We start from the raw sequence: 25,833 nt of genomic DNA, 5'->3' as shown, positions 1-25,833 counted from the left end.
TATATTTCAATAACGGGCAAAGATAACTGTTTTTGTAGGTTCGAGTCAAACAAAATATTTTAGCTGTAAAAAAATTCTTCATTCAGCCACAATGTATAGTTACAGAAATCTTTTTGCCTGTATTGTGACTTTTTTAAAGAGAATCAGAATATTTCATTTGCTTACATTATGAATAAAATAAACCAAATTATTCAAAAAAAGTAATTTTAAATTTAATATTTTACATTAAAATTAAATATTTAATGTAAAATCCAATTTTTTAAAATTATTAATCTATCTTTGTTAGAATACAAATGAAAAATACTATGAAAAAAAAAATTATTATTTTGTCTTCCTTGATAGGTTTAGGCATACACATTAACGCACAAGTAGGGATCAACACATCAATTCCTCAAGCAACTGTTGATATTACAGGTAAGCCTGATGAACCAGCCGTATTAGACGGATTATTAGTTCCAAGATTAACTGGAAATCAGTTAAGAGCTAAAATTTACACTGACCAGCAAAATGGTGCAATTGTCTATGTAACAGCAGCAGATACTGCTCCCGATGGGCAAACCATAGACGTAAAATCTGTAGGATATTACAGCTATAATTATTCTTTAAACAAATGGGTACCGTTTCAATTAGGTGAAGATTGGAATCTTACGGGCAATTCAGGAACAACAGCGGGAACTAATTTCCTCGGTACTCTGGACGATCAGGATCTTGTTTTTAAAAGAAATAATATCGAAGCTGGCTGGCTAAGCACTAATAATACTGCGTTTGGTGTTGGATCATTACCTACTACAGCATCAGGTTCCGGAAACGTAGCACTGGGAAACAACTCTTTAAGTAATATGGTTACTGGTGTACAAAATGTCGGTATAGGCTTTAATGCAGGAAAAGGCATTAGTGGCGGATCCAATAATATTGCCATTGGTGGTAACGCATTAGCCAGTGCTTTATCTGCTACGGTACAAAGAAATATAGCTATTGGAGATGGTGCTTTGAGTAGCACTACCGGTAATAACAATGTAGTTATAGGAACAAATTCAGGAGCAGCTATATCATCGGGAGGAAATAATACAATTCTAGGAAACGGTTCAGCTACCACCCTTACTACCGGAAGTAATAATATTGCTTTAGGAAATAATATATCGCTTCAGACCGCTACAGCAAGTAATCAAATGAACATTGGCAACATTATTTTTGGTACGGGAATGAATGGCTCTCTTGCTGCACCCGCAGGAAATATAGGTATTAACCAGCCTGCTCCGGCAAGAAGATTAGATGTAAATGCCGCTATAGCTGCTTCTCCGGCTCCAATACGAGTAACCAACTTGCAGCCGGTTGCTGTAGGAAGCCCTTCTACCAGTACTGTACCTTTAGTAATGGATACCGCTACCGGTGATATTTACAGAGGAAAATCTTCAGAATTATTAATCTCAAGCACAAATGTTATTCCTAATGCAACGCCAGTACAATTAAATGCAGCCGGTACCATTTTAGCAGTAGGATCAGCTACCGGTTCACTTTATAACACTACTTTTACACTTACCCGTCCTGCATTGGTTTCTATATCTTATTCTCTTTCCTTAGCAATTACCACAAATACAGGGGTAGTAACTTCTGATGGAACTCCTAGGCTATCAATCACTTGGGCAAAAATATCAGATGCTACAGGTGTCACAACCATACAGGATGGCTTAGGATATTCTTCAGTTTCACATACAAACGCTACTTCATCTAGTCCGAACTTAAATAGTCCATATTATAATTCATCTAGTTCTTATATAAATCTTCCTGCAGGAACATACCGTATAGATCTTATGGGACTAGTTGGCTGTTCAGGCTCTCAAACTGTAAGGGCAACATACGGTGCTAATAATGATAATCTCTTTATCAAAGTTGATTATAACTAATTGATAGTAAAACAGGTCTTACAATTTTTGTAAGGCCTTTTATATTTTTAAATCATCCAAATATTTAATTTTACACGAACCAATTTTTCCGATCTTTTTGAGAAACAAAAGTCCAAATCAAAATCCTGCTTACTTTTTGACCTTGAGACATTTCAATGATTCTTATTTCAATTGCCTTGGATTTCTTTAAAAGTGAAGTCAGTTTGTATAGATTTTCTTTTTTTGAAACTAAACATGTAAACCACAGAATCTGAGAAGAATACAAAACACTTTCTTCAATCATTTTTGAAATAAACGTAAGCTCACCGCCTTCGCACCAAAGTTCAGATTGTTGTCCACCAAAATTGAGGATAGGTTTTTGAGCTTTAGATTTTTTAAGATTTTTTGTTTTCCTGAGATTTCCTTTCATGGCAGATTCTTCAGAATCGTGGAAAGGCGGATTGCACATCGAGAAGGTGAATCTGTCGTCAGAACCAAGAATATTTTTGAAAATAAAATTGGAATCAGGCTGAAATTTTAGCTGAATATTTGAGGAAAAATCCTGATTTATATCTAAAATATTTTGAGCATTCTCCAGAGATTTTTGATTGATATCTGTTCCCAACATTTTCCAACCGTAAGACTGATGTGCAATTAATGGATAAACCAGGTTGGCTCCTGTTCCGATATCCAGACCTTTTACCGACAAACCTTTCGGAATATCTATAAAATTTTCTGCCAATAAATCTGCAATGTAATGAATATAATCTGCACGTCCGGGAATTGGCGGACAGAGATTTTCATCTGGAATATCCCAGTTTTTAACTTGATAAAAATACTCCAATAAGGCTTTATTAAGTAATTTTACCGCTTTTGGGATGCTGAAATTGATGGTTAAATTTCCGTAAGTGTTATTAAAAACATAGTGTTTCAGTTCCGGCACACAGGAAATCAATTGTTCAAAATCATAAGGATTTCGGTGAAGATTTCTTGTGTGCAGTCCTGATTTTTCGGTGGTCATCAATTATTTTTTGAGACTTAAAATATATTCCACCATTTTTTTTGCATCATCTTTTGAAATCTGCGGATGAGGCTGCATAGCAACTTCTCCCCAAACTCCGCTTCCTCCGTCAATAATTTTTGAAGCAAGCATTTCGATATCCTTTTCAGAATATTTTCCTGCAATTTCTTTGTACGAAGGACCAATCATTCGCTCATCGGCGTTATGACAAGACATACAATCAGACGCTTCTATAAGGCTTTGCCCTGAAACATTAGTCACAACAGGAGTGGAAATATCTAACGAAGACTGTATTTCTGAATTTTCTTTTTTAGAACAAGAAATAATAAGCAGGCTTACAAATCCGGTCAAAATAAGTTTTTTCATTATTTAGTCGCCGTAGAATCTGTAGATGGTGATGAAGCAGGAACTGCAGTAGCCGGAGCTGTATCGGTTTTAGCTGTAGAATCACTTACTACAGTTGGAGCTGCAGGTTCTTCCAGCATAATGTTGCTGTCCTGTAAAGATTTGTCAGTTTTTTTTGAACAGCTTACTGCAAACAGACTTCCGATAAATGCGATTGCTAATACTTTTTTCATATATAGATTTTTAGATTAATTGTTTCTTGAAATCGCCTAAAGATTTCATTTTTTATTTGGTCACAAAAATATAAAAATAAAGTTTCAAATAAGAGCGTTCTTATTCTTTTTTAAATCGTAATTATTTTTTCAGTTTTTTGTTTCTGATCTGAAAAAAAGTTTTACATTTGTCACATGAATAATTCAGTTAACAAATTTTGGTGGTGGCACTCAAACTCCTCGTCGAGTCTGATGCTATTGTCTTGTTGTTAATTACAGCCAGAATCTTATAGAAAAACATACAGAGACTTTGACGATTGCGTTGAAGTCTTTTTTTTGTCGATTATTTACAAAAATTATCAAATGTTTCATAACAAAATCCATATTAAAACCACATCAAGAAAATCATTGGGCGATCTGCAGACTCCGATGAATATTTACCTGCAGATCAGGGATAAATTTCGTGATACTATTCTTCTAGAAAGCTCAGACACGAAGAATCTTGACAATAACTTCTCTTTTATTGCCATCAATGCCATTGCAGGAATTGAGATTAAGAATCTTCATGAATTTGAAGTGAAATTCCCAAATGAAAATCCTGAGAAAAAATCTTTAGAAAACATACAAGTGACCAATTTATTGAATGATTTTTCAAAAGTTTTTGTTTGCGAAAAAACACATGATGCAATAGAAGAGACTGCACAAAGTCTTTTCGGATATACGAGTTTTGAAGCCGTTCCGCTTTTTGAAAATATTCAGTTTAAACCTCAGAGCAAAGAGGTGGAAATTCCGATTCTGCGTTACAGATTGTATCAATATGTTATTGCAATTAATCATTTTAACGATGAAATGCATTTGATAGAAAATCAGATTGAAGGCATAAAATCTGAATTGAGATTGCTGGAAGATTTAATTAAGAATAAAAACACACTCGTTTACCCATTCGAAAAAGAAGGTTCAGAAACATCAAATCTTACGGATGAAGAATATTTGGAATTGGTAAACAAAGCACAAAAACACTGCAAAAGAGGTGATGTTTTTCAATTGGTTCTCAGCAGAAGATTTGAACAGAAATTTAAAGGAGACGAATTCAATGTGTATCGTGCCTTAAGAAATATCAATCCATCACCTTATCTCTTCTTTTTTGATTACGGAAATTACAAATTATTTGGTTCAAGTCCTGAAAGTCAATTAATTATTAAAAACAATACAGCTACTATTCACCCAATTGCAGGAACTTTCAAAAGAAGCGGAGATTTTGATATCGACTTACAATCTGCTGAAGCTTTAAAAAAAGACCCGAAAGAAAATGCAGAACATACGATGTTGGTAGATTTGGCCCGGAATGATTTAGGGAAAATAGGAAAAAATGTAACGGTAACCAAGCTGAAAGAAATTCAGCTTTTCTCCCACGTTATTCACATGGTCAGCGAAGTAACTGCCGAATTGGAAGAAAACACAAATCCTTTTGATATAGTTTCTGCTACTTTTCCACAAGGAACTTTAAGCGGAGCACCAAAATACAAAGCTCTTCAACTTATCAACGAATACGAAAAAGATTCTCGTGGATATTATGGTGGCTGCATCGGGATGGTTGGTTTAAATGGCGACTGTAATCAGGCAATTATGATCCGAACATTCTTAAGTAAAAACAATACTTTATTTTATCAGGCAGGAGCAGGATTGGTTGCAAAATCAATTCCTGAAAACGAATTGGAAGAAGTAAATAATAAATTGAACGCTTTGAAAAGAGCGGTAGAGAAGGCGGAAAGATTGGTTTAAAACTTTTATGGCGACAAATTTCCGTCTTCCGCTCCCACTCTTTTGCTGCGCAAAAGGAGTTCCGCTCAAGCCGGGTCGCAAATTTGCCCGAACTTTAAATACTAAATAATAATACAAATGAATCAAAATATAGAAATGACAACTGATATAGATCAACCAACAACCAAAATATTGGTCTTCGATAACTACGATAGCTTCACCTACAATCTCGTTCAAATGATTGAAAAAATCACCAAACAAAAAGTAGATGTTTACCGAAACGATGAAATTTCCTTAGAAGAAATCGAAAAATATGACAAAATCATTCTTTCTCCAGGTCCGGGAATTCCCGAGGAAGCCGGAATTTTATTAGAGGTAATAAAAAAATATGCTCCCACTAAAAGTATTTTGGGAGTTTGTCTTGGTCAACAGGCAATTGCAGAAGCTTTTGGAGGAAGCTTAATTAATCTGACAGAAATATTTCACGGAGTGGCAACCTCTTCAACCACCACAAGAGAAAACGTACAATTATTCAAAGATTTACCCAAAGAAATTGAAGTTGGAAGATACCACAGCTGGGCCGTAAACCCGGAAAACTTTCCTGCAGAATTGGAAATTACAGCAACTGATCACGATGGAATGATCATGGCTTTGCAGCATAGAAGTTATGACGTTCACGGAGTTCAGTTTCATCCTGAAAGTATTTTAACACCTGATGGAAACCAGATTATTAAGAATTTTTTAAATAGTTGATTGATTTGGCTGATTGGTGACAGAAATTTATTTTATACCAATCTAGCTAAAAACCAACAACTAAATACCTACTCTATGAAAGAAATCCTAGAATACCTTTTCAATCATCATACTTTGTCGAAATCGGAAGCAAAGGCGATTATGATTGAGATTGCTCAAAATAAATTCAATGCGACTGAAGTGACAGCTTTTATCAGTATTTTCCTGATGCGAAATATTACTTTAGAAGAACTCGAAGGTTTCAGACAGGCATTATTAAGCATGGCTGTACCTGTAGATATAGAAGAAAAAAACACCATCGATATTGTCGGAACGGGCGGTGACGGAAAAAACACCATCAATATTTCGACTTTAGCGAGCTTTATCGTTGCCGGAACCGGACAAAAAGTTACCAAGCATGGAAATTACGGTGCTTCAGCGATTACAGGATCATCCAATGTTTTGGAAGCTTTAGGTTATCAGTTCAAAAAAACTTCTGAAGAACTCAATCAGGATTTAGAAAAAGCAAACATTTGTTTTCTCCACGCTCCTTATTTTCATCCGGCACTGCAATCTGTTGGAGCTTTAAGAAAATCTCTTGGTTTACGAACCTTTTTCAATCTTTTGGGTCCCTTGGTGAACCCTGCAAAACCTCAATTCTCTGTAATCGGAGTTTACAATTTAGAGATTGCAAGAATTTATCAGTATGTACTTCAGAAAGACAGTCGCGACTTCATTCTCGTGCATGGATTAGACGGATACGACGAAATCAGTCTTACCGGCGACACCAAAATCATCACTAAAAGCGGTGAAGAAATATATACTTCAGAAGATTTAGGGTTTAACCCGGTTGATTCACAAAACATTTTGGGAGGTTCTACCATTGAAGAATCTGCTCAGATTTTCAGAACTATATTAGAAGGAAAAGGCTCTGCAGATCAAAATGCTGTTGTTTTGGCGAATGCAGCAACGGCTTTATTTCACACAAACAATTGGGGTTCTTACCAGGATTGTATTTCACTTGCAAAGGAAAGCCTGGAGAGTGGAAAAGCTTTGAATAGTTTAAAGTTATTAGTTAATGGTTGATAATTTTAATTGGCAGTTTATGGCGACAATTTCCGCCCTTCGTTCCCGCTTTTTTTATGTCATTGCGAACAAAATGAAGCAATCTCTCATCAATATTATCCAATCGCAATGCCAGGAAAAAGAGCTCCACTCAGGTCGGGTCGCAATTTAGTCATCAACAGACAATTTAGTTCAGGATTTACAAAAAATATTAAAAACACTTTCAAAATATCAAAAGCAAAATGAACATTTTAGATACAATAACGGAAAGAAAAAAACTAGAAATTGAAAATTCAAAATCTAAAATTTCTGTTGAGCAGTTGAAAGATTCAGAATTTTTTAACAGAACAACCTTATCATTGAAAGAAACACTGAATTCAAAATCCGGAATTATTGCCGAATTTAAGAGACAGTCTCCAAGCAAAGGAATTATTAATGACAAAGTTCCTCCCGTAGAAGTTGTTTCAGCGTATGAGAATTTCGGAGCGAGTGCAGTTTCTATTTTAACTGACAGCCATTTTTTTGGAGGAAGTTTTGATGATATTTTAAATGTGAGAAATAAAATCAATATTCCTATTCTGCGAAAAGATTTTATTATGGATGAATATCAGTTGTATGAGGCAAAATCAATCGGAGCAGATCTTATTCTATTGATTGCGGCCTGTCTTTCACCCGATCAGGTTTCTGAATTTACAGAGCTTGCACACCATCTGGGTTTAGAAGTTTTACTGGAAATTCATACCGAGGAAGAACTTCAACACATCAATAAAAATATTGACTTTGTAGGCATCAACAACAGAAACCTGAAAGACTTCAAAGTTGATTTACAACATTCTGTTAACCTTAAAAATCAGCTTCCTGAGAATATTTTATCCATTGCAGAAAGCGGAATTTACAATGAAAAAGATTTTAAATTTCTGAAAGAGAAAGGCTTTGACGGGTTTTTAATGGGAGAATATTTCATGAAAAACACAAACCCCGGAAATAAGTTCTCTGAATTTGTTTCTAATGTATCAATTAAATCATGACCGAAAACCAACAACAACCAACAAATAGCCAACATTTTAAAATCAAAGTCTGCGGATTAACAAAACTGGATCAGATTCAGGAATTGATTGCTATGAACACTGATTATTTAGGCTTTATTTTCTATGAAAAATCACCAAGATTTGTTTTAAATCATTTGAATTTAAAGGAAATTTCTGAAATCAATCATCAAGGGAAAGTTGGGGTTTTTGTAAATGAAAGTATTGAAAAAATAGTTGACATTTCAGAAAAAGCAGGTTTAAATATCATCCAGCTTCACGGTGACGAAAATGAAGATTTTATTTATGATTTAAGAAAAAAGCTAAAAGCACAAATTAAAATCATTAAAGTAATCAGAGTTGGAAATCAAAACTCGAATGAATTACAAAAAACCATCAACCAAAAACCATCAACCATTGACTACCTACTTTTCGACACCGATTCAAAAGCTTTTGGCGGAACCGGAAAAACTTTCGACTGGCATTTATTAAATAAATTGGAAATTCCATTTCTTTATTTTCTAAGCGGCGGAATTTCTTTGGAAAACTTTGATCATACGAATGATTTAAATCAAAAGCCATTTGCTATTGATGTCAACTCAAAATTTGAAGTCGAACCCGGAATCAAAGATGTAGAAAAAATAAAAAAATTATATGAAAAATTATAAAAATCCAGATCAAAACGGATATTATGGAGAATTCGGAGGTGCTTTTATCCCGGAAATGCTCTATCCGAATGTGGAAGAATTGCAGAAAAATTATATTGAAATCATAGAATCCGAAGAATTTCAAAATGAATATCAGGATTTACTGAAAAATTATGTCGGCCGAGCGACTCCACTCTATTTTTCGAAAAATTTGAGCGAAAAATATAAGACTAAAATCTATTTAAAAAGAGAAGACCTGAATCATACCGGAGCGCATAAAATCAATAATGCACTGGGACAGGTTTTATTGGCAAAACGTCTCGGAAAGCATAGAATTATTGCTGAAACCGGAGCCGGACAACATGGTGTTGCAACCGCAACTGCCTGTGCTTTGCTGGGTCTGGAATGCATCGTTTATATGGGAGAAGTTGATATCGCAAGACAGGCTCCCAATGTTGGAAGAATGAAAATGCTGGGTGCAACTGTTATCCCCGCAACTTCAGGTTCTAAAACTTTGAAAGATGCTGTGAATGAAGCATTAAGAGATTGGATTAATAATTCAACGACAACACATTACGTCATCGGAAGCGTGGTTGGACCACATCCTTTTCCTGATCTGGTAGCGAGATTTCAAAGTGTTATTTCAAAAGAAATTAAAGAACAGCTTCACGAACAAATTGGAAGAGAAAATCCGGATTATGTCATAGCATGCGTTGGCGGTGGAAGCAATGCTGCAGGTGCTTTTTATCATTTTGTTGAGGAAGAAAATGTAAAAATTATTGCCGCAGAAGCGGGCGGTTTTGGAATTAATTCTGGGAAATCTGCTGCAACTACTTTTCTGGGAACTTTAGGTGTTTTGCACGGAAGCAAAAGTCTGGTGATGCAGACTAATGACGGGCAGGTTATTGAGCCACACTCTATCTCCGCAGGTCTTGATTATCCGGGAATAGGACCTTTTCATGCTCATTTATTTCAGGAAAATCGTGCAGAATTTTTCAGTATTGATGATGATGAAGCGTTGCAATCGGCTTTTGAGCTCACAAAACTCGAAGGAATTATTCCTGCTTTAGAAAGTGCTCATGCTTTAGCGGTTTTAACTAAAAAGAACTTTCATGAAAATGATATTGTTGTCATCTGTCTGAGCGGGCGTGGCGATAAGGATATGGAAACGTATTTAAAGATGCTGGAAGATGGAAGTCAGAAGGCGGAAGTTTAATTCCATTAAAAAATAGAATTTTTCAACCTAAATTTAATTAATTATGTATTCACACAACATCAAACTTCCAGCATCCAGCTTCCAAATTAAAAAACTTCTCAATATCTATTTCACAGCAGGAATTCCACAATTGGATGATACAGCTGAAATTGTAAAACTTATCCAAAATGCCGGGGCAGATATGATGGAAATCGGGATGCCTTATTCTGATCCTGTTGCCGACGGTCCGGTTATTCAAAAAGCTCATGAACTGGCTTTGAAAAACGGAATGACTATTGAAAAACTTTTTTCGCAATTAAAATCCATTAAAAATGATATCAGAATTCCCGTGATTCTGATGGGCTATATCAATCCTGTTTTAAGTTTCGGGTTTGAAAATTTCTGCAGAGAATGTTCTGAAAGCGGAGTTTCAGGATTAATTATTCCTGATCTCCCACCCATTGAGTTTGAAAAAAATTATCAGAAAATTTTAGAGAAATACAATCTCAATTTTACTTTTCTGATCACTCCTGAAACTTCGGATGAGAGAATTCTGTATTTAGATTCTTTAAGTTCAGGATTTTTGTATGCAGTCAGTTCGTCTTCTACAACAGGGAGTGAGAATACTGTTTTAAAAAACGAAGAATATCTATCAAGAATTGCATCACTTCCAATAAAAAATCCTGTAATGATCGGTTTCGGAATTAAATCTAAAGAAGATTTTGAAAATGTTACTGAAAAAGCAGATGGTGGAATCATCGGAACAGCCTTTGTCAATATTTTACTGAATGATAAAGAATGGAAGATAAATGCCATAGATTTTATTCATTCTATAAAAAATTAAAATTCACTAAATTTGTCTGTTAATAAAAGGCATGAACACACATCAAAATAAAGTCGTTGCATTTGAAGATTTAGGCATCAAAGATTATCAGTCTTCCTGGGATTATCAGGAAAAACTGATGAAAGGCATTATTGATACTAAAATCAAAAACCGGGATTTATCCCCTGAAAATCATTTGACAACTTCAAACCATTTTCTTTTGGTAGAGCATCCTCACGTTTACACTTTGGGAAAAAGCGGTCATGAAGAAAATATGCTTGCCGGAATTGATAAACTCAAGGAAATTGATGCAACTTTTGTAAAAGTAAATCGTGGCGGAGATATAACGTATCATGGCTTCGGACAAATCGTGGGGTATCCGATTTTAGATCTTGAAAATTTCTTCACTGATATTCATTTATATATGCGAAATCTTGAAGAAGTTATTATCAGAACGATGGCAGAATTTGGTTTAAATGGTGAACGTTCACCGGGAGAAACGGGAGTCTGCGCTTGATGTAGGAAAACCGTATGCCAGAAAAATCTGTGCAATGGGTGTAAAAGCTTCTCGTTGGGTCACTTTGCATGGTTTTGCATTCAATGTTAATACCGATATGCGTTATTTTGAATATATTATTCCTTGCGGAATTAAAGACAAACAGGTGACTTCTTTGAAAAGAGAACTGGAAAGAGAATTGACTTCTGAAGAAGTTGAAGATATTAAATTGAAGATCAGAAAGCATTTTGCGGATGTTTTTGGAGCGGAATTGGTGAATAAATAATTACATACAGTTTTGAGTTACGGTCATATACAATTTGAACCTGGTATTGAAAGAAAAATCAAATTATTAATCTTTGCTTTTTTTTTGGTGATTATTGGTTTTTTAGTTATTCGAGAATATTTTCATGGTGATGATATTACTAAAAATATTTTATTAAATATAGAAAGAAACACCTCAGTAATTGATATTTATAATAATAAAGAACAACACAACTTCCCTTATGTTAAATACTCAAATGGAACCGGTAAAATTTTAGAATTTTCTTATCAAATAGGAGATTCCATTTCCAAAAACAAAGGTGATTCTATAGAATATATATTTAGAAATGATACAATAATTCAAAATAATTTACTTGAGAATTACAGAAATAATCAATAGTATTTTCTACGATTGGATTTAGTTTTGAGCAGAAAAATAGTCGTGAAATTTCAAGCATTTAAATTCTCATTACCTCCTTACAGAATCACTTCTCTTATAAGCATCCACTTTTATATACTCAACATTTATTTCCTTCTCTTTTTTATCTGAAATTAAAATCCCGAAAAGATGGTCAATCTCATGCTGGAAAATAACGGCGGTGAAACCTTCTACGATTTCTGAGTATTTTTGCCCTTTCAAATCAACATATTCCAACTGAATGATTTTGCTTCTGTAAAATTCACCTCTGAATTCAGGAATTGAAAGATCACCTTCCGAGCCGAGATTCTGTAATTCAGATTTCCAGGTAATCACCGGATTGATAAAATACTCTAATGGTTCGCCTTCTTTATCAAAACGCTGCACCCAGATTACTTTTCTGTTGATCCCAACTTGTGGTGCGGCAATTCCTACTCCGCCATCTGTTGAAAGAAGAGATTCTTTCATTCTTGCAACCAAAATTGATGTGTTTGGATCTAAAGGATCGATTTCTGTTGATTGACCTAATAAAGTGGAATGCTGATGAGTATCTGTCGTTTGAAAGATGGGTAATAAGGTTTTAATATTGCCTTGATTGATCAGAGATATTTCAGTGGTAGTCAATTTCTGAGCATTTACAAACCCGACAAAAAGCATGAACAGAAAGGATAGTTTTTTCATTTTATTCTTGAATCTTAAACAAATATAAAGATGTTTTTATGTTTTGGCTAAAGCCTATTGATGTATTTCTTTTAAAAGCGGGCTAAAGCCCGCTCCTATTTATATACTTTTAATAAGTCTTCGTCATATCCGCTGGAATGATCAGATTAAAATCGGTTGGAATATAATCCTTTTCAGGAAGTTTCAACTCAGGATCTTCTGATTCAAATACAGAGATAACTGCCATTTTAAGATTCGGAGTTTTCTGTTTGATATACCAGTAAATTCCGCCAAATTCTTTGCTATGAAAATTTCCGTTGTAATGGATGAATATTTTTCCTGCTTCCCTATTTTTCAAGATAGATTCTGCCATTGTTGCATCTTTTATTGCCTGTGCAGAGATGAAATTCATCACTTTTGTTCCTTCAGCATGCTCACCCATCATCTTTTTCATTTCAGGATAACCGGGAGTGTCTAACGTAACTTTAACAGGAAGCTGGGCAATGTAAGTTTTTTCTTTTTGGCTTAAGTTATTCAAGGATTCGAGACCTTCTTTTGCGGTTTTAGAAGCATATTTTCTCGGAACATTGGTTGCGAGAAATTTCAGTTTTTTGTCTTTAGCAAAATCTAGCAATGGCTTATAATCTGTGGTAAAATTATTCCATAAACGAGCAGAATCCTTCAGGGTTTTAGCATCAAATTTTCCACTTAAATAATTGTTTAATTGAGATTGATTATCTCTTTCAAACATTTCGGCGCCTAAAATAATCTGTCCGTTTTTCTTTTCAAATAATGCCTCGGTGATCTTTAATTGAAGCCAGTGATTGATTGAGCTGTTATGATTTTCTCCAAAGAAAACGACATCATATTTTGCTAATTCTTTAACTAATTTATCGGTTTTTATTTTATTTCCTTTTTGAGTATAAAACTGAAAAGATTTTAAATTCTGAGCATTTATTGAACAAAAGCAGATCAGTAATAAAGCTGAAATGACGTTTTTCATTTTTAAGTCTTTTTTCATTTGCAAAGATAGTTGGTTCATTTGAAGTGTTTAAATCTTTCTCTTTTGGCAAGCAGATTTGTCTTATGTCAGGAGATTTCTTCACATCTGATATTTTTTATTTTATAAAATCGTACAATGCAGTCCAAAATTTGTCATACACTTCGATGTGCGGAAGATGACCAACATTTTCTAACTCTAGCAATTTTGATCCTGCGATTTGCTGCTGTGTTTTCTTTCCCAATTGCTGATATTGTCCCATTGTTGGCTGAATCTCTTTTGGAGCGCGGTCTTTTCCGATTGCAGTTCGATCTCTTGTTCCTATAATAAGTAACGTGGGAGTTTTTATATTTTTAAATTCGTAAACGACAGGCTGATTAAAGATGATATCGCTCGTCAAGGCAGCATTCCAGGCGACTTGTGGGTAATCTTTATGCAGCGTCCAACCCGCAATAATATCCAGCCAAGGTTGATATTCTTCTTTCCATTTGTTGTCGTAATAAAATGTTAGCTGGTACTTTTTGTAGGATTCTGCGGTATTTTTAAGTTCAGATTGATACGCTTCATCTACGGTTTGATATTTTGCCAAAGTTTTGTAGTCTTCAAGGCCTATAGGATTTTCAAGAATCAATTTTTCAACAGTTTCAGGATACATTAAGGTAAATCTTACGGCAACCATTCCGCCCATTGAATGTCCTAAAACAATCACTTTTTCAATTTTTAAATCATCTAAAATAGCTTTCGTATTGCTTGCCAATTGTGCAAATGAGAACTGATAACTTTGAGGTTTAGAAGATTTCCCAAAACCAATCTGATCCGGAATAATAACTCTGAAACCTTTATCTGAAAGATCTTCTGCTGTTTTTTTCCAATATGCACCGTTAAAATTCTTCCCATGAAGAAGCATGATGGTATTTCCATTTGATTTTTTGGGTTTTACATCCATGTAAGCCATTTTCAGGTTCTGTTTTTGCGAATTAAAATCTTTAAAATGAACCTCAAAAGGATATTGGTAATTGGTAAGCATTGCATCCAGAGGTTTTATCTGAGAAAAAACCGATACCGGTGCCATTGAAAACATCATTACAACCACTGCATTTTTAAAATATTTCATGAAAATTTATTTTAGAACTTAAATTTAAAAAAACCGTTTCAAAAGAAACAGTTTTTAGGATTATTTATAATTTAATTATAAGTTCTAAGAAAATTCTGACACCATATTTTGATTTTTTGATGGCAGATTCATCAAAACAATAGCAAACAGTATTAAAATAATTCCCAACCATTGAATGAGCACAACCTCTTCACCGAGTAGAACATAAGCCATGGTAACTGAAACCGGAAGTTCTAATGATGAAATGATGCTTCCCAAACCCAAACCGGTATTCGGAAATCCAAGATTAAATAAAATTGGTGGAATAACGGTTCCGAAAAGGGCTAAAATAAATCCGTATGTCCAGAATATAGAATAATCGAATGATCGGATGTGCTGCGTATTTTCGGTAAAATTTAAATAAAATGATTTCAAATCCTCAAAATACATGGGGCCAATCTGTGAAAAAAATAAAAATAACAGAACAATAACCGAACCTCCGGAAAGCATAATAATACTTTTTCTGAGAACCGGTAATCCAGTCGCTAATTTGTTGGACGTAAACATCGTCATCGTGAAAGAAGCCGCTGCAAGCAATCCCCAAAAGATGCCGTGCCAATCGATTTTCACTTCTAAATTAATGAGATTGGTTGCTAAAACAGTACCCAGTAAAACGATGCAAACTGAAACTACTTTTCTGAGATTGGGTAATTTTTTAGCTAAAAAACTTTCCACAACCACACTGAACCACACAGATTGCATCAACAGAACAATAGCAATCGACACATTGATATACTGAACCGAAATATAATAAAACAGGCTTGTGCAGCCTAAAGAAGTTCCTGCCAAAAGCAACATTTTAAACTCTTTCGAAGTGGGTGATGACAACGTTGTTTTTGAAGTGATGGTCTGTATAAAATTTAAGATCAAAAGACCTACAAATCCCATAACAAACTGTGCAGTAGTAACCTCTGATGTAGTAAACCCATCTTTGTAAGACATTTTTACAAAAGTTGCCAACATCCCGTAAATACTCGCTCCTACCCCAACAAACAAAACTCCTTTTAAAATATTTTTCTTCTCCATAACCATTTTTTCGGCCGGCAAAGTTACAATTTAAAAATTTGTTTCATTGAGTTTCAATATTAAATAAAAATCACTCCAGAATTTCTGAAGTGACTGTAATATTTTTTCAATTATTATTTTTTAACTATTATTTTCGAAGAAATATCTATTCCTATACCCTGTAATTTTACAACATACACTCCATTTTCAAAATCTTTTGTAGAAACCGGAATTCTGGAGTCGGGCGAAGATCTGTTTTCTGATAACACCAATTTTCCCGACATATCATAAACCTGAACATGAACTTTTCCTATTGTATTATCTTTTAAATAAATAAAAAATTCATCCTTCGCAGGATTGGGATAGATGGCTATAAGACTTTTATCAATTGGGATATTTGAATTACCATCCATACAATCTTTCGGGATTGAAAAGTCTTCTTTTTGATCATTAATATTCATTTTATTTCCGGCCAGAGCATTCAGACCTAAACCTCTTCTGGCAAAAGTTTTCCAGATCATACATCTGTTTTCCCCTTTAGTGGTAAGCATTTCGGCAGATAATACGGCATTACGCCCATCTATAAATGTAGGATTACATACCTGTAATTTTAAGGCATCTGTAACCAACTGTAAAATGCGTGAGCTTCCGCTATTCATATCAGATGTAACATCAGAAGCATATCCGTACTTAGCAGCATACTGCCAATGCAAATCCCATAACATCGTTGCCCACACAAAACCGATTCTGTGTACATCGGGAACGATTTCAGAATCTTCTTCAATCTCCATCCCGTTTGTATCTCCGTACGTGTAATCATTAACAGAAAAATCTGGTGAATATTTTGCGGATCTTAATCCTGCACCGTTTGTTGACTGCCCGCTTGCATACGTTCCTATACTCCTCGGCACAGCTGCATTATCATTAGGACTGTTGGTAAGCATCAGTGCAAAAAAATCTGACCAGCCTTCCCCCATTTGTTCTTTACTTTGATTTTTGGAAAGGCATGAAAATCCGTTCCCTGTCAATCGGTTAGAGATACCATGACCATACTCATGAGTAATAATACCATTATCAAAACTTCCGTCTGGAGTTATTGCAGTTGCAGGATCACTTTTTAAAGTTGCATTTACAGCTACCGAATTATTTAATTGAGTTTTAATATATTCTCCTTCGTCATTTGTAATTAAAACTGAAGGTATCGTTATCGTCGCATCTGTTCCTCCCATTGAAGACGGAAAATTAACTGCGCTGGAATTGTTATAAATGATTGCAGCAATTGCACCTGCATTCTGAGCATTTTTTACTTTAACTGTGAATGTGCAGTTCGTACCGCCACCTCTTTCTATGAGTCCGATTTTTCCGGTTAAAGAATTTGCTGTTAATGGAGAACAGGCATCAATCACATTTGCTAAAACAACATCTCCCGTGACGCCCGTTCCATTAAGCGAAGGTCCAAACTGGGCAGCATTTGCCTGAGGAATACGTGGAATTGCTGATAAAGGAGCGTTATAAAAAAAATATCTGTTGGCTGTAGACCAAAGAAACATCTGCATCAGCGGTTTACTACCATCTGAAGGTGTTGTAAAGTTGGCGTTATTCAAACCTCCGCCATCTTGTGATTCGGCGATTACATAATCGTTTCCTGCACCACCTTTTCCGAAATTGTTCTGTTGAAAATTTCTTGCAGATTCTGTAAATCCAAAGCGATAAAATATGTCGTGAACTTTATTACTGATATAAAAAAGATTGGTAATTGCTGAATTTTGGTTAGATGAAGGAGTTCCGTTGATTGAAAAAGGAAAATTAAAATTCCTATTTGCGCCACCATCGGGAGAATATCCCGGTTCGTCTTTATCTTTAGTATCCTCATAAGCGTAAACATTATTCCCTCTTGTTATGGTATATTTTGTATTCCCTGTCGAATGCCATCCTTCCGGAGAAGAGCTCAATATCCAAGGGTTTGTAAGAACTGACCGGTTACCGAAAGTAGGTGCTTCTATCGGGAGTGGAAATACATTATAAGAGGCATTATCTGGCGCAAATACATTTGATGATTTATGTTTTACATTTTGAGATTTTGTAAAATATTCATTTGAATGATCGTGGCCATAAGCTCCTGCGTGAAAATTGCATGATAAACTGAGATTTTCTTTGTTTAGAATTTCTCCTGTGTTAGCATCGATTAAAATATTCCATGAGTTTTGTGATTTTGGTTCCCGAAGAAAAAAATGATGGGCAAGTCTTAAATTAGAATCAACTTCCACAAATGTCAGGTTGTGTTTTACAAATTTTTTATGATCAGGCTCTAAAGCATCCCTGTCAATAATCTGAAATGTTGAAATTTCGTTTTTTCCTAAAGCTAAAGCAATTTTTTCCAGGGCGTATTTTTGGCTGAAAAATGCCGTGTTTGATGTAGAAACTTGATAGTTTTTTATAAATGTATCTGAAAAATATGAAATTTCTCCGTTCTTTATTACCGCTGTTCCTACTGCATTGTAAATAGGATATCCTTTAAATTTTTGTTGAATTTTCACAATCTCACCTTTCAAAGATGTTGATTGATCTATATTATCAATTTCAAAATCTGTAAGACCGTCTTTTTTAAAATCCTGAATTTGTTTTGTGAGAATATAGTTTGTAATCAATCTTTTTTGTTGCTGTGAAAGCATAGAATGAGAAAACAAAACAAATAGCAACATCAGCATTTGAATACTCTGAGTTTTTATTTTATCAATAAAATTACAATTCATGATTTCATTTATTAATACTTTATAAAAATAGGAACATTTTGGTAAATTATCAATAAATAATCAAATAAAAGTAGAAGTAAGAAAAAAAAGCTGTCTCACTTTGAGACAGCTTTTTAAATTAATTTTAAAGACCATTATTTTTTAATCAGCAATTTTGAGGTGGTATCAATTCCAAGACCCTTCACATTTACAAGGTAAGTTCCATTGATCAATTGATCGGTTGAAATTGACTTTTTAGAGTCTGGCGAAATTTTGTTTTCTGTAGAAATCAGTTTTCCCGACATATCATAAATCTCAACATTTACTTTTCCTAAAGTGTTTTTAGGGAAATTAATGAAAAATTCGTTTTTAGCAGGATTCGGATAAATCGAAATTCCATTGTCCTTCACGGAGTTTACTTCATCCGTAGACAATACACAATCACCAGGCACTGTAAAATCTTCTATTTGATCATTAATATTGGCTTTAACTCCTGCTGAAGCATTTACACCTAAACCTCTTTTTGCAAAAGTTCTCCAGATCATACATCTGTCTGCACCTCCCGTAGTTGCTAGTTCAGCCGCCAAAATTGCTTGTCTTCCATCAATAAATGTAGGATTACAAGGTTGAAGTTTCAGCGCATTAGTCACCAACTGTAAAACTCTTGCGCTTCCGCTGGCTGCATTTGCAGTTACATCAGAAGCATATCCGTATTTAGCAACATACTGCCAATGCAGATCCCATAATGTAGATGCCCAAATAAACCCTATTGAATGTACATTCGGGACAATTGCTGTTCCGTTGTTATATTCCATACCGTTGGTGTCGCCATAAGTATAACTATTGATTGCAAAATCCGGGGAATATTTTGCAGGTCTGATTCCCGTACTTGTAGACGACTGTCCTGCTGCATAGGTTCCCATACCTCTAGGCACGGAAGCATCATCTCCCGGTTTGTTTGTTAACATTATGGCAAAGAAGTCTGACCAACCTTCACCCATCTGTTCTTTACTTTGAGAAGAGACAAGACAGGTTGATCCGTTTCCGGTTAATCTATTTGAAATACCATGACCGTATTCATGAATAACAATACCATTGTCAAAACTTCCATCCGGAGTAATTGCAAGAGCAGGATCATCTTTAAGAGTTACATTTACTGTAGTATTTGCAGAAAGCTGGTTTTTAATAAACTCTCCTTCAGTATTGCTAATCAAAACTGAAGGTATCGTGAGGGTCGCATCAGTGCCTGACATTCCCCCAACTGCTGCGGATGTTGGTAAATTATAAATTATAGCAGCAATCGCCCCTGCATTTTGTGCATTTTTTACTTTAACTACAAAATCACAGGTGCCTCTTTCAATGAGACCAATTTTCCCTGTAAGTGAGCCTGCTGGTATTGCAGTACATCCGTCTAGCACGGAGGATAACTGAACATTCCCTGTTATACCTGTTGCGTCTAAAGGATTACCAAACTGCGCAACTCCTGCAGCTGGCTCTCTCAGAACAGCCTGTGATGGTGCATTATAAAAAAATGTTCTGTTAACAGCTGACCATAAATACATTTGCATTCTTGGTTTACTTCCGTCTGCAGGAGTGGCAAAATTAGCATTATTTAATCCTCCTCCATCTTGAGATTCTGCATTTACATAATCATTTCCAACCCCACCCAATCCGAAATTAGTCTGTTGAAAATTTCTTGAAGTTTCTGTAAAGCCAAATTTGTAAAAAATATCATGTATCTTATTATTTAAATAAAATAAGTTAGTAATTGCTGCCTCCTGGTTAGTAAAAGGATCGGCATATATATTAAAAGGAAAATTAAAATTTCTTGCTACACCTCCTTGGGCAACTGCACCTACAGTATTGGCGGCACTGGAATCTTCATAGGCATATACATTATTACCTCTTGTATAAGTATATCTTGTCACTCCGTCATAATGCCATCCTTCTGGTGAAGAAGCTACAATCCAAGGATTTGTAACTACTGATCTTGATCCGAATGTTGGAGCTTCTATGGGTAATGGAAAGACATTATAAGAAGCATTATCAGGAGCTAAAAGTGAGACTGACTGATTAGATGATTCATTTAATGGACCAACAAACTGTTTTTCATCAATATTTGAATGATCATGAGAATAGGCATCATGATGAAAACTACAAGACAAGTTTAAATTTGTTTTAGTAATAATCTGCCCTGAATGAGCATCTACCAAAACTTCCCAATAATTTGATGATTTAGGTTCCTGAAAAGTAAATTGATAAGCAAGTTTTAAATCATTCTGATCCTCAACATATATCAGTCTCTGCTTAGCAACATTTTCATGTACTGGCTCGGCATCCATGATATTCAAAATAGGATAGTTTCTAAGCTCAGTATTTCCTAAATCAGCAATAATATTTTCAAAAGCGGCATTTTTATTAATAACTGCAAGACTCGAATTTGAATTATTATAATTCTTTAAAAAATTATCATTAAAGTATACGATTTTACCATTTTTAATTAAAGCAGTACCTACAGAATTATGAATTGGCAAACCATTATATATTTGCTGAAATTTTACAATATCCCCATTAAGTGATTGGGATGTATCTACATTATCAATTATAAAATTAGCCAAATCAGATTTTTTATATTCTCTGATATGATTCATTGAAATATAATCTTTAATAAGGGTCTGTTTGTCTTGTGAAAACAGATTGGAAGATGGAAAAATTGTATAAACAGCAAATAAGAGGGGTAAAGTTATTTTTTTCATTTTTGTTATTTAAGTATAAAACTACAAAAAATATTCAATCAAAAAATATTTTTAATGAAAATATGATAAATTTAACTAAAATTTAAACCAATATCAATAATTATCATTCATTAAATAGTGAATTAATATTAATTTATATTTAAAAATTTAATTTTTAGGTGATTGAATTTTACTTATGATATGTCATATCACAAAAAGCCACTCTCACGAGTGGCTTCATATGTATAAAAATGGTTTGAGATTATTTACCTCCTTCCATTTTTCTTTTCAATTCTGCTAATACATCAATATCACCTAGAGTTGATCTTTCTTCGTTGTTAGAAGAAGATGAAGTGTTACTGTTGTTATTATTAGATCTGTTGTTATTGTTAGAAGCTTCTCTTGCATTCTTTTTCTCTTCATCTCTGAAGATACCTGTATGAGAAACTACTACTCTCTTGAATTCTTTGTTAAATTCGATTACTTTGAACTGAGCATCTTCACCTTTTTTGATTTTAGATCCATCTTCTTTCTCTAATAATCTTGAAGGGCAGAAAGCTTCTACTTCAGCATCTTCGAATTGTACAGAAGCACCTTTATCGTGTACTTCTACAGCTTTACCAGCGTGTACAGTTCCTTCAGCATATTTAGTTTCAAATTTATCCCATGGGTTTTCTGTCAATTGTTTGTGACCTAGAGATAATCTTCTAGCCTGGATGTCTAGTTCAAGAACTACAACATTCAATTTATCACCTACTGCACAGAATTCTGATGGATGCTTGATTTTCTTAGTCCAAGAAAGGTCTGAGATATAGATTAATCCGTCGATACCTTCTTCCAATTCTACGAATACACCGAAGTTTGTAAAGTTTCTTACAGTTCCAACGTGCTCAGAGCTTACCGGATATTTAGCTTCGATATTTTCCCAAGGATCTTTAGATAATTGTTTCATACCTAGAGAGATTTTTCTGTCTTCTCTATCAAGAGTAAGTACTTCAGCTTCCACTTCGTCACCTACTTTTACGAAATCTCCTGCGCTTCTCAAATGAGTAGACCAAGACATTTCAGAAACGTGAATTAATCCTTCTACACCTGGAGCGATCTCTACGAATGCACCATAGTCAGCAAGAACTACTACTTTTCCTTTTACTTTATCACCCACTTTCATGTCAGCAGAAAGAGCATCCCAAGGATGAGCTTCTAATTGCTTCATACCCAATTGGATTCTTGTTTTCTCATCATCAAAGTCTAGGATAACCACTTTCACAGTTTGTCCGTCTTCTAAGATTTCAGATGGATGGTTCACTCTAGACCAAGAAAGGTCTGTAATGTGGATCAATCCGTCTACACCACCAAGATCTACGAATACACCGTAAGAAGTAATATTCTTAACAGTACCTTCAAGAACCTGACCTTTTTCAAGCTGTGCGATGATTTCTTTTTTCTGACCTTCGATATCTGCTTCAATCAATGCTTTGTGAGATACTACTACGTTTTTAAACTCAGGGTTGATTTTCACAACTTTGAATTCCATAGTTTTACCTACGAACTGATCGTAATCTTTAATTGGCTTAACGTCGATTTGAGAACCTGGTAAGAATGCTTCGATACCGTGTACGTCAACGATCATACCGCCTTTAGTTCTAGATTTTACAAAACCGTTAACGATTTCTCCAGTTTCGTGAAGCTCGTTTACTCTATCCCAAGCTTTAAGCGTTCTAGCTTTTCTGTGAGATAACTGTAATTGACCAGTTTTGTCTTCTCTTCTGTCTACCATTACTTCAACATCATCACCTACTTTAAGGCCCGGGTTGTAACGGAATTCGTTAAGAGAAATAACACCTTCAGATTTGAAATCGATGTCTACAATAGCTTCTTTGTCTGTCAATCTTACAACTTTACCAGTGATAACGTCGTTATCATTTAAACTGCTAAGAGATCCGTTGTAGATTTCTTCAAGATCGCTTTTTTCTTTTCTAGCATCTGCATCAAGACCAGATTCGAAAGAATCCCAGTCAAATTGTTCCGGTGCTACGTTTTGGTTAATAATAACCTCTGCTGAATTTGTCTCTTTTGACATTTTCTAATAAAATTTGTATTCCAATTCTTACAGACTTTGGCTTTGCTGTGAATCCTGAAAAATATGGAAGATGTTAATTGTTAATATTTTACTTCGCCTAAAGTACGTTCACAAAAGTGAGTGCAAAAGTACGACTTTTTTTAATTACAGCAATAGTTTTAACATCAATATTAAATATAATTAGTGAACAGTATTTCAAAGCATTACAATAAAAAACGGATGGCAAAATGCACATCCGTTAAAAAAAACACAAACATGATAAAAAAATTCTTCTAATTCTAAATATTAAAATTCACTTTAAAAAGAAGATGGTAAAAAACTAACTAATCCTATCCCTACCTAATCTTATTTTAACAAAGAAAATAGCAGACATTAAAAAGCTGCTATTAATGATTATTCTTTCTCATCATTACATTAGTGTTTATAAAAATCACTAATATGAAAACAAATATATGAAATATTTAATTAAAAAAGCCAAATCACTAAAAAATAATTATTTGAAAAATGTTTATTTTTTATAATTACTCATACGTTTTAGATGAGCCATCCAGCATAGCATTGAGTTCAGATAACTCATCAGCAGTTAAATCTCTCCATTTGCCTAAAGGAACATCTAATTTGATGTTCATGATTCTTATACGCTTCAGTTTTTTCACCTCATAGCCTAAAAATTCACACATCCGTCTGATCTGTCTATTCAGACCCTGAGTCAGAACAATACGGAAAGTCATGTCATCAATTCTTTCTACTTCACATTTTTTGGTGACTGTATCTAAAATCGGTACGCCATTCCGCATTTTTTCTAAAAATTTTGAGTTCAGAGGCTTGTCTACTCTTACTAGATATTCCTTTTCGTGGTTGTTCTTTCCCCTAAGAATTTTATTAACGATATCGCCGTCATTGGTGAGCAGAATAAGACCTTCACTCGGTTTATCAAGCCTGCCGATTGGGAAAATTCTCTTAGGATGGTTGATGTATTCAATAATATTATCAATCTCACGTTTGGTATCTGTGGTACAAACGATCCCTACAGGTTTATTAAAAGCTATATAAATTGGAGCTTCTTCGCTTTCACGAATAGGTTTTCCGTCTACTTCCACAACGTCTTCGTCAGAAACTTTGGTTCCCAGTTCCGGAACTATGCCATTTATTTTTATTCTTCCTTCTTCCAAAAGCTTATCTGCTGCCCGTCTTGAGCAAAAGCCTACTTCTGAGAGATATTTATTGATACGTGTCTTTTCCATTATTCTATTCCTTCTATTGTATAATTTTTATTACTGAAAATGGTAATTCCATAGCTTAAGCCTACAAAAACGGTACTCGAATTGCCCAATCGGAAGCCTTCTAAAACCAAACCTCCTTCCTGGCTCAGTCTTTTTGAGTAGGCAACCTGAAGACCAGCTTTCAGACTCCAAAATATAGAATTTGAAATAACCGACTTATTTATTTGTGCACCATAAGTTACATCTATAAAAAATGCTTCATCACCGGGATTAAAAATAAACTTAGGCTGAACGAGCCAATACATTAAATGAAAATTCGGATCGATATAACTATACTTTAAACCTGTACCGATTGCAAAGTTAGGAAGAAATTGGTAACCACCTACTGCAGAAATTCCGTAAGTAAAATCGTTGGGAAGATACGGCGCCACGTTTTGTTGATAGTCATAAGAATCTTTATTTTGATTTTCTTTAATCTTGTTTCCTAAATTATATCCTACATTCAAATTTGGATTAAAATAAAAATCCATTTTAGGTTTTTCAGAAGAATTAACTTGCGAAAAAACTTTAAATGAAATCAGTAAAAATAATGTTAAAAATAAATTTCTAATCATAAATTTTCAAATCTGTATTCGTTTTCTAAAAAATCTACTGTTGCATCTTCAATCTTATAATCGCCGATTTTAGTGCGCCTTAATTGAGTTAAATAAGCACCAACTTGTAATTCCTGACCAATATCGTGAGCCAGACTGCGAATGTAAGTTCCTTTTGAACAACCAACGGTAAAACTTATCAAAGGAAAATTAATTTCTATATTTTCAATATATGTGATTGTCGTTTTTCTTGATTTCATTTCAACTTCCTGTCCTGCTCTTGCCATATCATAAGCTCTTTTTCCGTCAATTTTAATGGCGGAAAAAATAGGAGGTTTCTGTTCTATTTCACCCAAAAATTTATCTAAAGCTTTTTTCACATCGTTTTCTGTGATGTGCGAAATATCCTGTTGAAGAATTTCAGGTTTTTCGGTATCGTAAGATTCTGTCTGAACACCGATTTTGATTTCTGTCCAGTATTCTTTTGGTGCATCCTGTATTTCAGGAATTTTTTTTGTGAATTTTCCTGTGCAGACAATTAATAAACCTGTTGCTCTCGGATCTAAAGTTCCTGCATGACCGATTTTAAATTTTTTCGGAAGACCAAACTCGTTTTTGAGTTTGTATTTCATTTTATTCACCGCCTGGAAAGAAGTCCAGTCCAGAGGTTTGTCTAAAAGAAGAATCTGACCTTCGAGAAGTTGTTCTGCTGTCATTTTTTTTTATGGGTAATTGGTAATGAGTAATGAATAATTTAGCAAAAGT

The 25,833-nt window shown here is 34.5% G+C and carries 22 protein-coding genes and 1 pseudogene; 10 read left to right on the top strand and 13 right to left on the bottom strand.

The genetic code is table 11. The features are described 5' to 3' along the window. Positions 1 to 305: 305 nt before the first annotated feature. Positions 306 to 1,904: a hypothetical protein gene (locus ACZZ9T_RS10150; RefSeq protein WP_463441993.1), complete on the top strand. Its 1,599-nt coding sequence runs from the start codon at positions 306 to 308 to the stop codon at positions 1,902 to 1,904. Between the two features lie 70 nt (positions 1,905 to 1,974). Here ACZZ9T_RS10150 and rlmF read toward each other — a convergent pair whose 3' ends face one another. The 3 genes from rlmF to ACZZ9T_RS10135 are packed head-to-tail and all read right to left on the bottom strand — an operon-like array spanning position 1,975 to position 3,482. Further along, a complete protein-coding gene (gene rlmF, locus ACZZ9T_RS10145) occupies positions 1,975 to 2,904 on the bottom strand; it encodes a 23S rRNA (adenine(1618)-N(6))-methyltransferase RlmF (protein ID WP_463441992.1) in 930 nt (309 codons plus the stop codon). A 3-nt stretch (positions 2,905 to 2,907) separates the two neighbouring features. After that, complete coding sequence (locus ACZZ9T_RS10140) at positions 2,908 to 3,270, bottom strand: c-type cytochrome (protein WP_463441991.1); 363 nt, start codon at positions 3,268 to 3,270, stop codon at positions 2,908 to 2,910. Continuing rightward, on the bottom strand, positions 3,270 to 3,482 hold the full coding sequence (locus ACZZ9T_RS10135; RefSeq protein ID WP_463441990.1) for a hypothetical protein: 213 nt from the start codon (positions 3,480 to 3,482) through the stop codon (positions 3,270 to 3,272). Before ACZZ9T_RS10135 ends, ACZZ9T_RS10140 begins: the two co-directional genes overlap by 1 nt. 342 nt (positions 3,483 to 3,824) lie before the next feature. Here ACZZ9T_RS10135 and ACZZ9T_RS10130 point away from each other — a divergent pair, with 342 nt between their 5' ends. From ACZZ9T_RS10130 to ACZZ9T_RS10090, 9 genes and pseudogenes are all read left to right on the top strand, one after another. Next, positions 3,825 to 5,243 carry an anthranilate synthase component I family protein gene (locus ACZZ9T_RS10130; RefSeq protein WP_463441989.1) on the top strand — a complete coding sequence of 473 codons (1,419 nt, stop codon included), beginning with the start codon at positions 3,825 to 3,827 and terminating at the stop codon, positions 5,241 to 5,243. Between the two features lie 117 nt (positions 5,244 to 5,360). Continuing rightward, the gene (locus tag ACZZ9T_RS10125) at positions 5,361 to 5,975 is read left to right on the top strand and encodes an anthranilate synthase component II (RefSeq protein ID WP_463441988.1); all 615 of its coding nucleotides are present in this window, start codon (positions 5,361 to 5,363) and stop codon (positions 5,973 to 5,975) included. A gap of 75 nt (positions 5,976 to 6,050) precedes the next feature. Next, on the top strand, positions 6,051 to 7,040 hold the full coding sequence (gene trpD, locus ACZZ9T_RS10120; RefSeq protein ID WP_463441987.1) for an anthranilate phosphoribosyltransferase: 990 nt from the start codon (positions 6,051 to 6,053) through the stop codon (positions 7,038 to 7,040). 221 nt (positions 7,041 to 7,261) lie between these two features. Beyond that, positions 7,262 to 8,047 carry an indole-3-glycerol phosphate synthase TrpC gene (gene trpC / locus ACZZ9T_RS10115; protein WP_463441986.1) on the top strand — a complete coding sequence of 262 codons (786 nt, stop codon included), beginning with the start codon at positions 7,262 to 7,264 and terminating at the stop codon, positions 8,045 to 8,047. Continuing rightward, positions 8,044 to 8,712 (top strand): phosphoribosylanthranilate isomerase, encoded by a 669-nt coding sequence (locus tag ACZZ9T_RS10110; protein WP_463441985.1) that lies wholly within the window; start codon positions 8,044 to 8,046, stop codon positions 8,710 to 8,712. Before trpC ends, ACZZ9T_RS10110 begins: the two co-directional genes overlap by 4 nt. Continuing rightward, complete coding sequence (trpB, locus tag ACZZ9T_RS10105; RefSeq protein WP_463441984.1) at positions 8,699 to 9,907, top strand: tryptophan synthase subunit beta; 1,209 nt, start codon at positions 8,699 to 8,701, stop codon at positions 9,905 to 9,907. Before ACZZ9T_RS10110 ends, trpB begins: the two co-directional genes overlap by 14 nt. 43 nt (positions 9,908 to 9,950) lie before the next feature. Next, on the top strand, positions 9,951 to 10,730 hold the full coding sequence (gene trpA / locus ACZZ9T_RS10100; protein ID WP_463441983.1) for a tryptophan synthase subunit alpha: 780 nt from the start codon (positions 9,951 to 9,953) through the stop codon (positions 10,728 to 10,730). Between the two features lie 31 nt (positions 10,731 to 10,761). Continuing rightward, positions 10,762 to 11,491: pseudogene (gene lipB, locus ACZZ9T_RS10095) on the top strand (lipoyl(octanoyl) transferase LipB). Positions 11,492 to 11,503: 12 nt separating this feature from the next. Further along, complete coding sequence (locus ACZZ9T_RS10090; protein WP_463441982.1) at positions 11,504 to 11,869, top strand: hypothetical protein; 366 nt, start codon at positions 11,504 to 11,506, stop codon at positions 11,867 to 11,869. 69 nt (positions 11,870 to 11,938) lie between these two features. Here the strand turns inward: ACZZ9T_RS10090 and ACZZ9T_RS10085 are convergent, their stop codons facing one another. The 10 genes from ACZZ9T_RS10085 to truB form a co-directional block, all read right to left on the bottom strand. Then, entirely contained in the window at positions 11,939 to 12,568 is a 630-nt protein-coding gene (locus ACZZ9T_RS10085; RefSeq protein WP_463441981.1) for a peptide deformylase, read from the bottom strand. A gap of 109 nt (positions 12,569 to 12,677) precedes the next feature. Next, positions 12,678 to 13,568, bottom strand: coding sequence for a ChaN family lipoprotein (locus tag ACZZ9T_RS10080; protein WP_463441980.1), 891 nt, complete (start codon positions 13,566 to 13,568; stop codon positions 12,678 to 12,680). Positions 13,569 to 13,665: 97 nt separating this feature from the next. Continuing rightward, positions 13,666 to 14,661: an alpha/beta fold hydrolase gene (locus ACZZ9T_RS10075; protein WP_463441979.1), complete on the bottom strand. Its 996-nt coding sequence runs from the start codon at positions 14,659 to 14,661 to the stop codon at positions 13,666 to 13,668. Positions 14,662 to 14,745: 84 nt separating this feature from the next. Beyond that, positions 14,746 to 15,726, bottom strand: coding sequence for an EamA family transporter (locus ACZZ9T_RS10070; RefSeq protein WP_463441978.1), 981 nt, complete (start codon positions 15,724 to 15,726; stop codon positions 14,746 to 14,748). A gap of 113 nt (positions 15,727 to 15,839) precedes the next feature. Beyond that, on the bottom strand, positions 15,840 to 18,458 hold the full coding sequence (locus ACZZ9T_RS10065) for a T9SS-dependent M36 family metallopeptidase (protein WP_463441977.1): 2,619 nt from the start codon (positions 18,456 to 18,458) through the stop codon (positions 15,840 to 15,842). Positions 18,459 to 18,592: 134 nt separating this feature from the next. After that, positions 18,593 to 21,193, bottom strand: a complete 2,601-nt coding sequence (locus ACZZ9T_RS10060) for a T9SS-dependent M36 family metallopeptidase (protein ID WP_463441976.1) — start codon at positions 21,191 to 21,193, stop codon at positions 18,593 to 18,595. A 241-nt stretch (positions 21,194 to 21,434) separates the two neighbouring features. After that, on the bottom strand, positions 21,435 to 23,252 hold the full coding sequence (rpsA, locus tag ACZZ9T_RS10055) for a 30S ribosomal protein S1 (protein WP_463441975.1): 1,818 nt from the start codon (positions 23,250 to 23,252) through the stop codon (positions 21,435 to 21,437). A gap of 521 nt (positions 23,253 to 23,773) precedes the next feature. Continuing rightward, a complete protein-coding gene (gene rluF / locus ACZZ9T_RS10050) occupies positions 23,774 to 24,496 on the bottom strand; it encodes a 23S rRNA pseudouridine(2604) synthase RluF (protein ID WP_463441974.1) in 723 nt (240 codons plus the stop codon). After that, on the bottom strand, positions 24,496 to 25,005 hold the full coding sequence (locus tag ACZZ9T_RS10045) for a hypothetical protein (protein ID WP_463441973.1): 510 nt from the start codon (positions 25,003 to 25,005) through the stop codon (positions 24,496 to 24,498). The genes rluF and ACZZ9T_RS10045 overlap by 1 nt, the downstream gene beginning before the upstream one ends. 80 nt (positions 25,006 to 25,085) lie before the next feature. Continuing rightward, positions 25,086 to 25,784, bottom strand: coding sequence for a tRNA pseudouridine(55) synthase TruB (truB, locus tag ACZZ9T_RS10040; protein ID WP_463441972.1), 699 nt, complete (start codon positions 25,782 to 25,784; stop codon positions 25,086 to 25,088). Positions 25,785 to 25,833: the final 49 nt, after the last annotated feature.

It is taken from the genome of Chryseobacterium sp. AC417 (genome assembly GCF_979258215.1).
This window is presented reverse-complemented; position numbering and strand designations above follow the sequence as displayed.

Bases quoted from the DNA above. Each gene is read 5' to 3' on its own strand.
- ACZZ9T_RS10130 (WP_463441989.1), top strand. From the start codon at position 3,825: ATGTTTCATAACAAAATCCATATTAAAACCACATCAAGAAAATCATTG.
- ACZZ9T_RS10140 (WP_463441991.1), bottom strand. From the start codon at position 3,270: ATGAAAAAACTTATTTTGACCGGATTTGTAAGCCTGCTTATTATTTCT.
- trpB (WP_463441984.1), top strand. From the start codon at position 8,699: ATGAAAAATTATAAAAATCCAGATCAAAACGGATATTATGGAGAATTC.
- ACZZ9T_RS10070 (WP_463441978.1), bottom strand. From the start codon at position 15,726: ATGGAGAAGAAAAATATTTTAAAAGGAGTTTTGTTTGTTGGGGTAGGA.
- ACZZ9T_RS10135 (WP_463441990.1), bottom strand. From the start codon at position 3,482: ATGAAAAAAGTATTAGCAATCGCATTTATCGGAAGTCTGTTTGCAGTA.
- ACZZ9T_RS10085 (WP_463441981.1), bottom strand. From the start codon at position 12,568: ATGAAAAAACTATCCTTTCTGTTCATGCTTTTTGTCGGGTTTGTAAAT.
- truB (WP_463441972.1), bottom strand. From the start codon at position 25,784: ATGACAGCAGAACAACTTCTCGAAGGTCAGATTCTTCTTTTAGACAAA.
- trpD (WP_463441987.1), top strand. From the start codon at position 6,051: ATGAAAGAAATCCTAGAATACCTTTTCAATCATCATACTTTGTCGAAA.
- ACZZ9T_RS10110 (WP_463441985.1), top strand. From the start codon at position 8,044: ATGACCGAAAACCAACAACAACCAACAAATAGCCAACATTTTAAAATC.
- ACZZ9T_RS10065 (WP_463441977.1), bottom strand. From the start codon at position 18,458: ATGAATTGTAATTTTATTGATAAAATAAAAACTCAGAGTATTCAAATG.
- rlmF (WP_463441992.1), bottom strand. From the start codon at position 2,904: ATGACCACCGAAAAATCAGGACTGCACACAAGAAATCTTCACCGAAAT.
- ACZZ9T_RS10150 (WP_463441993.1), top strand. From the start codon at position 306: ATGAAAAAAAAAATTATTATTTTGTCTTCCTTGATAGGTTTAGGCATA.
- ACZZ9T_RS10045 (WP_463441973.1), bottom strand. From the start codon at position 25,005: ATGGATTTTTATTTTAATCCAAATTTGAATGTAGGATATAATTTAGGA.
- rpsA (WP_463441975.1), bottom strand. From the start codon at position 23,252: ATGTCAAAAGAGACAAATTCAGCAGAGGTTATTATTAACCAAAACGTA.
- ACZZ9T_RS10125 (WP_463441988.1), top strand. From the start codon at position 5,361: ATGAATCAAAATATAGAAATGACAACTGATATAGATCAACCAACAACC.
- ACZZ9T_RS10080 (WP_463441980.1), bottom strand. From the start codon at position 13,568: ATGAAAAAAGACTTAAAAATGAAAAACGTCATTTCAGCTTTATTACTG.
- trpA (WP_463441983.1), top strand. From the start codon at position 9,951: ATGTATTCACACAACATCAAACTTCCAGCATCCAGCTTCCAAATTAAA.
- rluF (WP_463441974.1), bottom strand. From the start codon at position 24,496: ATGGAAAAGACACGTATCAATAAATATCTCTCAGAAGTAGGCTTTTGC.
- trpC (WP_463441986.1), top strand. From the start codon at position 7,262: ATGAACATTTTAGATACAATAACGGAAAGAAAAAAACTAGAAATTGAA.
- ACZZ9T_RS10075 (WP_463441979.1), bottom strand. From the start codon at position 14,661: ATGAAATATTTTAAAAATGCAGTGGTTGTAATGATGTTTTCAATGGCA.
- ACZZ9T_RS10060 (WP_463441976.1), bottom strand. From the start codon at position 21,193: ATGAAAAAAATAACTTTACCCCTCTTATTTGCTGTTTATACAATTTTT.